This window comes from Arhodomonas sp. AD133 (genome assembly GCF_051195215.1).
GTDB lineage: Bacteria > Pseudomonadota > Gammaproteobacteria > Nitrococcales > Nitrococcaceae > Arhodomonas.
Genome location: NZ_JBNAZM010000026.1, coordinates 1 through 13,245 on the forward strand (window position 1 = coordinate 1; position 13,245 = coordinate 13,245).

General features: G+C 65.8%; 6 protein-coding genes. 1 reads left to right on the forward strand and 5 read right to left on the reverse strand.

The features are described from left to right. From ACPEES_RS14345 to ACPEES_RS14365, 5 genes are all read right to left on the reverse strand, one after another. Positions 1-329, reverse strand: a 329-nt coding sequence (locus tag ACPEES_RS14345; protein WP_435104205.1) for a hypothetical protein, incomplete at its 3' end; no start/stop codon positions are given. Positions 330-344: 15 nt separating this feature from the next. Continuing rightward, positions 345-4,076, reverse strand: a complete 3,732-nt coding sequence (locus tag ACPEES_RS14350) for a hypothetical protein (protein WP_435104206.1) — start codon at positions 4,074-4,076, stop codon at positions 345-347. A gap of 142 nt (positions 4,077-4,218) precedes the next feature. Continuing rightward, positions 4,219-5,109, reverse strand: coding sequence for a peptidyl-prolyl cis-trans isomerase (locus tag ACPEES_RS14355; protein WP_435104207.1), 891 nt, complete (start codon positions 5,107-5,109; stop codon positions 4,219-4,221). Positions 5,110-5,112: 3 nt separating this feature from the next. Continuing rightward, entirely contained in the window at positions 5,113-5,925 is an 813-nt protein-coding gene (locus ACPEES_RS14360) for a peptidylprolyl isomerase (RefSeq protein ID WP_435104208.1), read from the reverse strand. Positions 5,926-6,006: 81 nt separating this feature from the next. Beyond that, entirely contained in the window at positions 6,007-11,571 is a 5,565-nt protein-coding gene (locus tag ACPEES_RS14365) for a hypothetical protein (protein ID WP_435104209.1), read from the reverse strand. 807 nt (positions 11,572-12,378) lie between these two features. Here ACPEES_RS14365 and ACPEES_RS14370 point away from each other — a divergent pair. Beyond that, the gene (locus ACPEES_RS14370; protein ID WP_435104210.1) at positions 12,379-12,741 is read left to right on the forward strand and encodes a hypothetical protein; all 363 of its coding nucleotides are present in this window, start codon (positions 12,379-12,381) and stop codon (positions 12,739-12,741) included. The last annotated feature ends 504 nt before the right edge of the window (positions 12,742-13,245 follow it).

The window sequence follows — 13,245 nt, forward strand, 5'->3', positions numbered from 1 at the left end:
CCGGGGTCGAGGTCGTGCTCGTCGAGGTAGCGCTGGTAGCCCGCCCAGTGCAGCCGGTAGGCCGAGCCCGCCATCACTTCGGCGTCGGCGAGCTCGCCCACCGCCTCGCCGATGACCTCCACCACCGCGCCTTGCTCGTCGTACGCCACCCAGATGGGTGCGCCGTTGGGACCGGTAATGGTGCCCCGGGCGGCCACCACGCCGGCCTTCACCCGCTGGCCCCCGGAGATCGGCGCGTACAGCGCGCTCGCCGTCTCCACCGCCAGCAGCGCCAGGGCCACGAAGACCAGCGTCCAGGCGCCGAAGCGGCGCCCACGGCTTCCTGCCATCAACCTTGTCATGCCCTAGAGTCCTTCCAGAATCCGTATCAATTCCTGCCGGGACAGCTCACCGTTGGCGTAGGCTTCCAGCTCGTCCTGCAGCTCGGTGGTGGCAAATGCGAAACCGAGGTAATCCAATCGATCCAGGTGCACGGCGCCGACGCTCTGCACCCAGTAGCCGTCCACCTCGCCGACCCCCACGGGCCGGAGCTGTAGCGAACCGGGGTCGAGCCCGATCAGAATCACGTAACTGCCGGTGGCCGGTACGTAGTCCTGCGTGCCGTAGAGCTCCGGCATTTCGAGCCTGATTCCCACCCGGCCTTCCACCTGGATCCCGGCCGGATGCAACGCATAGGCCCAGTTGGGAACCGACCCCGGCCGCGGCCGGTAGGGGATCTGCTGCAGGGGCAGGAACTGGGTATGTACCGAACCGTTGCGGTCGCCGTCCGGGAAGAAGATTTCCGCCTCGCTCAAGTCGAGCTCCAGTGAGCCGCCGGCGAGCAACACACGTTGTTCCCCCGAAGCCACGGGCCTGAAGGGCGCGTCGGTATTCAGCACGGGCACCTGAATGGCGCTCAGGGTATTGAGCCGCCCCTGCTGGATGCTGATCCAGCGTTCCACCGTCCCGAGCCGTCGGGTATCGAGCCCCGGGTTGACGACGAGCCGATAGCGCCCGCCCGGCAACGTCTCCGAGGCCGGGTCGCCGAAACCGAAACTGAATTCGCCGTCCGGCCCCGTTTCCGTACGTCGGCCGAGCTCGGGGATCGCGACGGTCACCCCCTCAACCTGGCTACCGAACGGCGAGACGATCAGCCCTTCGATGAAAGTGGGCACCGGGCGAACCTGGTACCGCAGCCGGGCCAGCTCCTCTCCGTCGTACTCGATGACGGCGAAGATCTGCGCGCCATAGGCGAAATCCCGCTCCGGATACACGCTGACCATGCGGTTGCCGGGAAACACCGAACGCCCGACCGGGACAATCACGCGGTCACGATGCACTTCCTGTGGCTCGGGCGCGGCGGCACCTTCGACGCCCACGTCGGCGTCGTCCCCCAGGAGATAGGTTTCGCCGTGAACCGTCTCCCGCAGCTCCACCTCCAGCAACGCCGGCTCAAGGGAGCGGTTGAAATGGAGGGTGAGCGGCTCATGGGGCTCGACCCCCTCGGCGAGATTGGCGGGCTCACTGCCGGTGAGCTCCAGGGGGAGGGAGCCGGCATGCTCCACGTCGAACGTGCTCGTCAGCCGGCGCAGCACGGTGCCATCGTCGCTCCTGGCCTCGACCGTGAGCGTGCGGGTACGTGTCTCCGCGGCCAGCTCGATGTTCGCGTTGGCGGTGCCTCCCGACATTTCCATGACCGTGAAATCGCCACCGTCGGCGCGGGCGAACAGGCGATCACCACTCCCCAGGCCCTCGGCACGAACGGTGACCTGAAGCTGAAATGGGTCGCTTTGCGGTGTGATAACGTCACCATCGCGTGGTTGCACGAGCTCGAGCCCTGCGCTGCTTTCGAGCCGCATGAGGTATTCACGCTCGACACGGTTGCCGGCGAAATCCCAGGCGGCCACGGTCACCGGGGTGGGCTCACCGTAGTTGAGGTTGACGCCCACATCGAAGGTGAATTCATCCTCGCTCTCGCCGGGTACGACGCCGACGTTCTCACCGTTGACGCTGATACCACCGAGACGGGATTCGACGACGGTGCCCGTCAGTCGGAACGGTTGCTCGACGACCGTATTGACCGTCGGCGTGGGTGCCAGATCGCCGTCGATACTGAGCACCGGCGCACGCCGGTCATAGCGCAGGGAGACGGTTTCAGTCTGTACGCGCTCCAGCCGGTCAGTGGCGGCCACTTCGACGGAAAATGCACCTTCGCCCGCCGGTACCGCGAGCGTTCGCGAGAAGGTGGCTTGCCGGCCTCCCAGGCCGGCGCCTCCGGCGCTCTCCCCATTGACCGTCACCGCCGTGACGCCGAGCTCACTGCTGACCGTACCGGCCACCGTCACCTCTTGCGTGCTGATGGGGCGGGCCGGCGACGGTTCGGCGATGACGATCTCGGGCAGGGGAATGTCTTCCGGATCGCCGTCGATGTAGTAAACGCTGACTTCGTCCTCGCCACTGCCGTCCGGCACCGCGACGCGTACCCGCAGGCGGTTGTTCCCGGGCTCCAGAGACACATCGGGGATCGTGAACCGGTAGGCGCCGGGCTGACCGGTCACTGCAAACGTGCGCTCCCCGTAGCGGACGACGACATCTCCAGGGGGGTGACCCGTGTTGACGTCACCGCGGATCTCGACGGTCGGCTCGAGCACCGCTTGCCCGCTCTCCGGTTCGGTGATCGCAAGCTCCGGGTGAAGCGGCCCGAGATTGCGCACGTCCAGCAGCGCCTCTGCGGTGTTGCCGGCAATGTCGGTGACGGTGAGGGTGAGCTCGTTGGTGCCGATGCGCAGTGGGACCTCGACGGTGAAGCGGCCGTCTGCTTCGAGCACGGCACCGAAGCGCTGATCGGGGTAGCGCCCGGAGCTCGCCTCCACGCGGTAAATGCCGGCATCGTCAATAACGCGGCCCGTAACGGTGATCAGGTCATTGTGCAGCGCCCGCTGGCTGGGTCCGTCGAGCTGGATCACGGGCGGTTCCGCGTCTTCGCGGAAGCGCACCAGCAGGCGATCGCGCCTCTCGGGATTTCCCTGGGTGGCGCGCAGGCTTATGCGCCATTGCGCCGAGCCCGGCCAGGGCAACGCCAGCTCGAACGTGCCGCCACTGGCGGTGCTATCGATGAATTGTCCGCCGGAGCGTGCCCGGATCTCGATACGGCCGGCATCGGCGTCGTAGTAACCGCGAACGCGCGCCTCGCGGCCGGGGCCAGCGTAGACGGCCCACTTGTTCCCTCCCAGGTGCTCGGCATTCTCAAGCCCGGCGTTCAGGGACCGGGGATGGCCAGGACCATCATCGTCGTCGTCGTCGTCATCATCCCCATCACCGGGGCCGTCCGAGCCCGGGACATCGAGCTCGACGGAATTCGACCAGGGCCCTCGTCGCTCGATTCGCTCGCCGCCGAAAGGGTTCCCGAAGACTTTGACGCTGCGCACGCGGTAGCGATATGCCGTGTCCGCGTCGACCGTGGCATCGCGGTATTCCGTCTCTGCGGTTTCCCCGATACTGGCGAAGTCTTCTTCGCGGGCGCGGAAGACTTCGTAGCGCCCCCCTTCGCCAATCGCGCCCCGGGCGCCCCAGTTCAGTTCCACCGCCCCATCGACAATGTCGCCGCGAAGCCGCTCCACCGCCACCGAATTGACGGCGACGACCACCCGTCGTGGCTCGCTCGCCCGCCCCTCGCCGCCATCGCGAGTGGTCGCGACGATCTCGTACTCGTAGCCGTGGCCGTTGTCGACCCGCTCGTCCACGTACGTCGTGACATCGGCGGGAAGCTCCGCCAGTTGATGCGCTGAGTCCTTACCGGCTTCCCGGCGATAGATGCGGTAGCCGACAACGGCCGATTCGGCATTCCGGCTGCTGGGCAGCCCCAGCCACTCGAGGCGTACGGCCACCTCGCCGGGAACAGGTTCCGCCGAAAAGTCCCGCACCGTCGGTGCGGGTTGCCGGTCATCGCCTCCACCGCCACCGCAGGCGCTGACCGCCAGCGTTAGCGCGATGACCATGCACAGCGCCATGGCGCTACGGGGAGAACCGGGCCGTGCCCACTTGTCGTTCGCTTTTTTCATGGACTGCATGAGCGGATGGCCGCCCTTCCCTGTCACAGGTTGCTATCCGTGCCCGTGCTTTCGGCTCGTAACGGTCTCTCCCGCTCTGTCGCGAGACACGGCACTATGCCGGTAGGGAACCTCCCGCGAGGCCGACGGCAGGATCGGCTGGAGGAGGTTCCGCATGGTCGGTTTCCGGCTATTCGTCACCGAGGGACGAGAACTCCCCGGCGTATTCGATATCCGCGGCTTCGATCAACGGGGCGGACGCCTCCTGCAGCGCCGCCTTGACCCGGACCGGTGCCAGCGCCCGTCTGAGCTGCCCGCGCACTTCCGATAGCGGCTGCGGCGGGATGTTCTCGACGGCCGCGACGCGCGCAATATAAGGGCGCCCGCGAATGAAGGTGATCGACGATCGCTCGTCACCCTCTATGCTCCTCAATAGCTTGCGCAGGCGGGGCGCCACCGTGGCATCGTCCAGAGCCACCTGCCGGTAGCGAAGTGCCGGACCGCCCACGCTGATCGAGTCGGCCGCCGCCGCCCAGTCCCCGGTACGGCCGAGTGTTTTCAGGCGGTCGAGCACTTCGTCGCGGGAGGCGGGCAGAACCTCCTCCCGGGTCGTCAACAGCTCGTAGGTGCGAACGGTGCGTGCGCCGAAGCGCTCCGGGTGACGGTCGTAGTATTCGCGCATCATCTCCTCGGTGACCGGCTCGGCGGTAACCTCGTCGCGAAGGAAACGCTTCATGAGCAGGTCTTCACGATAGGCGGCGACCTTGCGTTCCAGCTCGGCGCGATCGGCTTCGCCAAGCCGCGCCGCCTGGTGATTCGCGATCACCCGGGCACGGACGAGGCTGCGCAAGACCTTCTCGCGGGTCGAACGATCGAGCTCGTTGGTGCTGCGTCCGTCGAGTAGGCGACCGACTGCCAATTCGAGATCGACGGCGGTGATATCGGTACCGTCGACGTGGGCCAGCACGGGGGCACTGGCAGCCGCCCGGGTATCGGCAACGCCCGAGGCGTCATTCTCTCCGCCTCCACACCCGGCCAGCACCGCCGTCATGACGAGACCAATTGCCGCAACGACACGCACGCCCTAACTCTCCCGCTGGACGGTTACGGCGTTGCGCAGGCGCTCCAGCTCCTTTTGCTTGGCCTGGCTGCGCAGCTGGTAGCGAATCTTGCCTTTGACGGCATCGAACGGCTGGCGGACGTCCTTCGGCGCGTCCAGCAGCTTGATCACGTGAAAGCCGAAAGCCGTCTCGAACGGCGTGGATACCTCGCCCGGCTCCAGCGCGAAGGCGCGCTCGGAGAGGACCGGATCGATGCTGCCTTCCTTGATCCAGCCGAGGTCGCCGCCTTTCTCCCGCGAGAGCTTGTCTTCGGAGTACGTGCGAACGATTTCGTCGAACTCCTCGCCCGCCATGATCTTGGAGTAGGCCTCCTGCGCGGTCGTGAGCTTGGCCTTGCGCTCCGTCTCGCTCATGGCCTCGTTGGTCCGGATGAGCAGATGCGCCACGTGCGCCTTGCGGTGCGTGTACTCGTCAATGTGGTTGCCGTAGTAGTTGCGCACGGCCTGGTCGGTGATCCGCTCGTCGAGGTACTTCTCGAAATAGCGGCTGATCAGCAGCTCCTGGCGGAACTCGTCGAGCTCGGCGCGAACCATCTCGTCGTCGAGCGCGTCTTCACGCGTGATCGCCTCGGCCAGCGCCTCGCGCTCCAGGTACCGGTCGACGTGGCGCTCGCGCAATTTCTCGTTGCCCTCGGGCACGCGTTTGAAGGCCAGATGCGCCTGAACCTCGGGTTTGGTGATCTCCTTGTCCGCCACGGTGGCGACGACGTCCTGCTCTTCGCACCCGGCTAACGCCAGACACGCACCGATGAGACAAATCCCTGCTAGTTTCCTCATTCCTTCAATCCTATTGGCCTGGTGAGGCCTTTCCATTCGCTCATTCCATGCACCGTTGCCGCACGCGCACCGCTCGCGGGATCACGGGATCTCACTGAACTCGCCGACATTCTGAATGGGGCGTTCGACCGTGGAATTGACGATGTCCTCGACGATGACGCGATCGCCACCCGCGTCCAGCGAAGCGCCGCCGGTGACGTCCAGCTCCCGGAAGCGATGGACACCGATGATCTCGTTGCCGACCAACGCGGAAGCGTCCAGGGGATCGTCACTGGCGACGATCAGGTGCGCTTCGCCATTACTGACGATTTCGTACAGCGGGCCCGCCGCGTCGCTGGCATCCAGGTCCACGTGCAAGCCATCCAGCCCAGTACCGCGGCCGGCATTGCTGGGTTTCCATATCCCGCCGTCGGTGTGCACCGCCAGGTGGATGTCGCCGCTAACGCCACTCCCGTAGCTCCCGGTATCGAGTGCGGCGCTCGAGGACGGGCGGCCGGAAGCAACGACGACGCGATACGTGCCCGCCTCCAATGACCGCATCCAGCGTGTCCAGTAGCCCGCGTTTTCATTGAGCCAGGTATACGCCTGGTACTGCCAGGCACCGCCTTCTTCCCGGTAGAGAAAGAGCTTTCCAGTGAAAGCCTCCTTCACGGATATTTCGACTTCATGGGCCGCGCCCAGCGTGAAATCGAGATAGCGGGCCGAATCGCCGCGTGCGCCGGAGATATGGTCCTCGAGCACATCGTGTGCGCCGGTCGCCTCGCCCACGCTGATGCGCCAGCGCCCCGGGGATGCCTCGCTCACTGACTCGATCGTGAGACTCCCGTCGGGCAGGGCGGAGTGCCGCACCGACCGAAACGGGGTACTCGAAGCGTCGGCAGTCACACCACCATTGCCAATCACCAGGCGGGGTAACGCCTCCCCTTCCTGCACCAAGGCAGTACCGGCACCCGCAACACTCCCCACGCCACCATGCGTCTCCACAGTGCCCTGGAACCGATAGCCATCCGCTTCGGTACGCATCGCCAGGCGGCCTCCACCGGTACCTGTGCCGTACCACCCGTAGCCGTTGGCGCTCAACCGCCCGGACGCGCTCCCTTCGAAAATCCCCACATCCAGCACCACTGCACCGCCGGAGCCTGAACCGTTACTCTCGGCTGCGTTCGCCACAATGGCGCCATCAAGGCGCAACAGATCGGCCCTGATCGTGGCAAGACCGCCACCCCGGCCTTGGCCCGGCGCACCCGGATGGCGTATGCGGTCATAGCGTCCCACCGTGCACGTTGCCACGCTCTCCCCCTTCCGGAGGCCACCATAGCTGCCGCCGGCACACTCGGCCCTGGCGGGTATGTCCGGCCGCGGTATCCCGGCGGGATACCCCTTTCCGGTGAGGTCCACCTTGCCCAGTCGGGCCACGTCTATCGTGCCTTCGACGGCCATATCCAGAACCGGCACGTGAAACGGATCGATGCTCGCCTCCGGGACCGTGAGCACGCCACCGTCTCCGACGCGGGCATTGCCGTGAACGCTGACGTCCTCGGTGATCAGCTTGCCGGACTGGATGTCGAGACCCCCGGATTCGAGATGCGTCGCCTTCACCCGCGCGCTGGATTCCGTCAGGGTGACGCCCTCGTCCATGTGCAGTGTGTCGACGTCGAGCTCACCGCCGACGATGATGGCTTCGCCCGTGCCGCGAAGCCGGTCCGCGGAAATCGCACCATCGGATCCCACCGATACGTCGGTGGTACGAAGCTCACCGTCCACGGCCAACGAATAGTCGGACACCACCAGCGAGCCCACATCGTGGTCACCACCGACATCGAGCTCGAATCCTTCCGGCCAGGCCGTGCCGGACCAGCCGGAGAAGGAGCCGGCGACGAGGCCCAGACTCGCGGGGTCGACGGAAACACCGTCGCCATCTTCGATGACCAGGCGGTCGTCGACCCGCAGCCGACCACCCGGCCCCAACGCCAGCGCGTGAAGGCGCACCACGCCGATCAGCTCGCTACCGTGCGCCGGCTGGCCGCTCTGACCATCGGCGGCCAGAATCAGGTGTCCGGGCCCGTTGTCGACGATCTCGTGGAAAGGCCCCGCCTCGTCAGCGGCGTTCAGGTCCACTTCGAGGCCGACGAGCCCCAGTCCGTCGACGGCATCCGCCGGCGCCTGCCATGGCTCGCCGGCCACCTCCACTCGTATGCGGCCGTCCGACAGGCGCGTCACGGAGTCGATGTCATGGCGGCCGACATCCCGCAAGCGCGTGGGCCAGTCGCTGTCGCGAACCTGTCCGGTCACCGCCTCGGTGTTCGAGACTTCCAGCATCCCCTCGGCGGTGGCGCGATCGAGCCAGTAGATGGTCCCGGCGCCCCCGGTATTGCCCGGCACGAATGCATTGCCATCGTCATAACTGGAAACACCCCCGGCGGCGGAAACCTGTCCCCGGAACCCGGAGCGCTCACCGACGTACAGCGCGATCCGGCCGCCACTTCCTGCTGGATATGCACTGCTTTCGTAAGTGTTTTGCCCATTGGAATTGCCGCCCTGGGCGAGAATCGCACCGGAGCCGGACAACGTGCCGACATCCACGGCGATCGCGCCACCGGAGGCGTCCCCTGCTCCAACGCCGGCGCTCACGTTTAGCCGGCCTGAGAGCGTCAACGCCTGAGCAGTCAGATCCAGGTATCCACCGGCCCTGGACCCGACGTCCTCGGCTTCGGAGGCACCGGGTGTACTCGGCGCCCGGAAGTCACCGTAAGCCTCGGCAGTTTCGGAATCCGCGCCGTGCGCATTCGCGTCGATCAGCTCCTGGGTCACCAAATCGGCGACGCTGATTTCGGAGGTGGCATCGACACTGACCTCAGCGCTCTCGGCGGAAACGCTGAGACGGTGTTGCGCCGGATCGGCGGGATCACTCACCGCCGGTGGGTGCAGGCGCGCCCCGTTGGTAAGCTGCAGGCCGGCTGGCGCCTTCACGTCTCGCGCGGCAATCATGGCCGAGTCCATGCGCAGCTTGCCGTCGACTTCGATCGCCGGGACTTCGACGTGCGATGCCCCCACATTGGCGATGGGCGTGACGCTGTAGGTGTATGTAGCCCCGCCCCAATCGGAGGTTCCCGAAATGACCGTATCGCTGGAGATATCCCCCTCGCCAACCGCCAGGAGATAGTCCCCGGCAGTCAGACCATCGGCGCCACTTTCGTATGTCTGCGTATTGCTGTGACCCGATGATCCCCCGATCACGTCGTCTTCGGTTAAATCGCCATCGTCCCGAAACACGAAGAACTCGACGGCGCCGTCGATGCCGGCAGCTTTCACGCGGAAATCCATCGGCTCGGACAAGGTGAACCGGTGGATCCGGATGGACTCCGCGGTATCGGCGGCGCCGAGTGTGTCGGTGCCCTCGATAAGGGGACGGCGACCGACGTCCAAGAACTCGGCGTCACCACGCACCCGCACCGCATCGGACGTGAGCGCGGAGTCACTGCCCCGCACGGTCAACGGGCCATCGACGACCAGCTCACCGTCGATATCCAGGTGCCAGCCATCCAGGACCATCGAGGCGACCCGCTGATCGCCCATCAGGGACAGGTGCGTGCCCTCCGGCCAATCCACGGCGGCCCAGCTATCGCCGGCCACCATCAGGTCCCCGAACGTGGATTGCCCTTCGTCCACCAGGCCGCCCGGCTCATCCACCGACACCCGATCCGGTGTCTTCAGCGAGGCCCCCTGGGTAACGGACAGTCGCGCGAGGCGGATGACACCGACCAGGTGCGACCCGATCTGGGGGCACTGGCCCTGATCCGCATCGACCCAAATCGAGTCGTCGGTGTTGTCCCGAATCGTGTGCAACGGCCCCTGCCGGTCGCCGGCAGCGAGATCCACCATCAGCCCCACCAGGCCGAGACCGTCCCCGGCATCGGCAGGCGCGGTCCACGGCGAGCCGTCCACGGTGATGCGGCACCGGGAGCCGTCCACTTCACTGGTGGCAACGGGCCAGTGACCGACGCTGCGCAGCCGTGTGGCCATCCGGCCGGATGCCCCGTCGTTGGCAAGGCGCAGCTCGGGCAGAGCGCCGGACCGTGTCAGGGTGACCGTACCGGCGCCGCCGCGGGTTTCTTCCCTGTCGCCGCGTAACCGGCCTCCACGGGCATCGAGGGTAAGCTGGGAAATGTCCCCGCTGGCGTACTCGAGGGCAATGCGTCCGCCGGAACCGGTGGGGTCGCGTTCCGCCTCGCCACCGTTGGCACGAATCGTCCCCATGCCCTGCAGGGCTTCGGTGTCGATGAAGACACTGCCGCCGGCCGCGGAGCCCACGTAGGTATCGTCCGTTGCCGCACCGTCCGCCAGGATCTCGCCGTCGACTACGGCCGTTTGCGCCGTGACGCGCAGCATCCCGCCGCCCGCGGATCCTTCACCACCAGCACCGGCCGTCGACGCCTGGCGGAAATCGCCGTAGACCGCGCCCGGCTCTTCGTCGCCACCGGGCGCCGCGTGGGAACCGGCGACACCGGAAAGGTCCTGGAACCCGACCGCATGATCCTGCGGATAGCCGGTCCCGACCAGATCCAGCGTCGCGCCTTGGGCCACCTCGAAGGTTCCCGCTACCTCCGCCGCGACGGCATACAGTTGCCGGGCGTCGACATCGGCCGGCGGCACCGTGAGCACGGCGCCATCATCGAGGCGGAAGTCACCGCCCACGTCGATGGTGTCGTCGACGGCGAGCGTCAGCGTGCCGGCGCCCTGGGTCAGACTGCCCGTGACCGTCAGCTCCGAAGTGCGAACGGTACTCTCTCCCTGGATATCGAGACTGCCTCCGAGCACCGTGCTTCCGTCCACGGCGAGCGTGCCGCTGTCGAGGGTCACACCGACGCCGGACGGTGTCTCCAGGTCCGGCACCCACAACCGGCCGCCGTTGCGAATCGTAATGCTGCCCGAAACCTCCAGCGCGCCTTCCACGCCGAGTTCGGCCCCGTCGACGATGACGTCCTTGGCGGTCACCGTCCCGACCAGCGCGCGGTTACTGTCGACGGTCAGCGTGTCGAAATCGTGGGTTTCGCCCCGCTTCACTTCCGCGATGCCCGAGACGGCGCGCACGTCGTCCATCACCAGCTCGTCGGCGACCAGGCGGTCATCGGCGATCAAGCGCGCCTTGGCGCTGGTGACGAGACGATCCAGGCGAACGACACCAATGAGCTCATCGCCGACGAGCGCGTCAATGGACGAGTCCGACTCGATCACGAGCCGATTCTCGGTGTTGTCCACGACCTGGAACAGCGGCGCATCGGGGTCGTCGGCATCCAGGCTCACGAAGAGGCCACGAAGGCCCAGCTCCCACTGCTCCGGGTCCGGCACCGTCCAGGGCTGGCCCTCCACGGCAACCCAGTAACGATCGCGATCGGCATCGTCCACGCCCGTACCCGTGACCCGGTGACGGCCGATGGAACGCAACGTCGTCGTGGAATCTCCTTCCGAGCCTATCCCGCCGGCGTCGACATGGAGCTCGCCCCAGGCCGCGTCACTGCGCTTGAGGAACACGGTGCCCGCACCGGCGGCATAATCCGCCCCATGTGTGGATTGGCCGGAGCGGGCCTCGAAGGTCATACCCTCCACCAGCGGGACGGAACCGTCACCGTAGGCATCGTAATACACCGCGATGCGGCCGCCGGCACCTGGGGCCTGCTCACTATCTGGGATTCTGTAAGTATCGCCGCCACTCGCACTAACGGTGCCGGTTCCGGTCAACGAACCGGTTTCGATCCATAGGCTGCCACCCGCACCGCCTCCACCAGAGTTCGAATCTCTCGAGCCATCCACGCCATTTGCGCGAACAGCTCCATCAATGTGGAGAGATGGTGTTTTCAAGGTGATCGCACCGCCGCCGCCGGTTTCACCGGTCACTGCACCAGGGAACCGCGGGCGTCGAAAACTGCCATAGGCGGCCACTTCGCTTCCGGGGTTCGCGTATCGCGAACTGTCACCACCGTGACGCGCTCCCACATTGTCCGATTTGAAATCAATGGACGAATTGTCGATTACGATCTGTCCCGCGGTTCCCACGCGAATGCTCTCGTGGACAACGAACTCGTCCAGTACCGACCCATCAATGCTTACCGTTGCCTCGTCGCGCAAGGTTATCGAATTCGGCACGATCCCCGGATCCTCAAAGCGCAGACGAGCCCCATCCTCCACGATGACATCGGCGAATCGTTCCCGCTCTCCAGCCGATAAATTCCGGGAGACAGACACCTCCCGTGAGCCCCAATCCGCGACATTGATGGTCAGATCAGCGCTAGCGGTCAGACCCGACTCGTCGTAGATGGTAACCGTGGCTTCCAGGTCGTCACCTGGGGTGGCGGTTTCCGGAACCGGTAATACCAATGGCACCGTTGACTTATAAGCCCCCGGGAAATCCGGGCTATCAGCCCATGGAGGAGCATTCTCGTCGATAGGGTCCTGATGGGTCGGAAATGTCAAAACCTTGCCGGGCTCATCGAAGCCACTGCCGAGCTCGACCTCGAGCCGATCCAAGGCGCCCAGCCTAATCGCGACCGCCTCGACATGGGCGTCCTCACCAGGCGGTGTGGGATACGCCGGTTGTTTGATATCAAGCTGCTTGATATCGAGCGCCGGGGGAATGTCGTTCGCTTCGACGACCACTTCGTGGGGCTGCGAAACGGTCAGCCGCCCATCCAGCTCCCTGGTGACAAATCGAAGATCGTGCTCTCCGGCAGGTGCGAAAACAGAAATCGGCAGCTCGTAGACGAAGCGATCCTTGTCAATTCGATTAGCGGGCACGCCCATAATTACTCGGTAGTCTAATGGGTGCCCTTCCTCTCGGACATCCAGCCACTCGTGGGCACCTATAACAAACCCGTTTTCCCGCAAAGTGCCATATTGTGAATGGCGACCGTCCACACCGCTTTTTGGCTGCCAGCCTCGCGGGAACAGGACCGCCGCAACGGCGAGCACGCTGCGTCCGGGCGTCTGGATGGCTACATCGATCGTGCCCAAAGACGCCTGTTGCAGGGTAAGGGTTCCGGAGCTGCTCAAGGATACTCGCGGTACCGGCGCTTCACGAATATCCAGTGGGATCGACTTGACGCCCCAGGTTCCGCAATTCGCCGTCGCCTTGACCTGAATTTCCGATACCCCGGCGTCTCGCAGCGCCCGGTACGGCGCCTCCCCACGCAAGCGGTAGGTGGCGCCGTCACTACTCCATAAACGCTCCTTGACCGTCGCCGGCACCTGATTGATCACCTCGACGGATTCGATGCCACTCGGCGCGCTTACCGTGAACTCGAGGGGATGCAGGTTAACGTTCCG

Excerpts from the sequence above, each read along its gene's own strand:
- ACPEES_RS14360 (WP_435104208.1), bottom strand. The coding sequence starts at position 5,925 with ATGAGGAAACTAGCAGGGATTTGTCTCATCGGTGCGTGTCTGGCGTTA.
- ACPEES_RS14370 (WP_435104210.1), top strand. The coding sequence starts at position 12,379 with ATGGGTCGGAAATGTCAAAACCTTGCCGGGCTCATCGAAGCCACTGCC.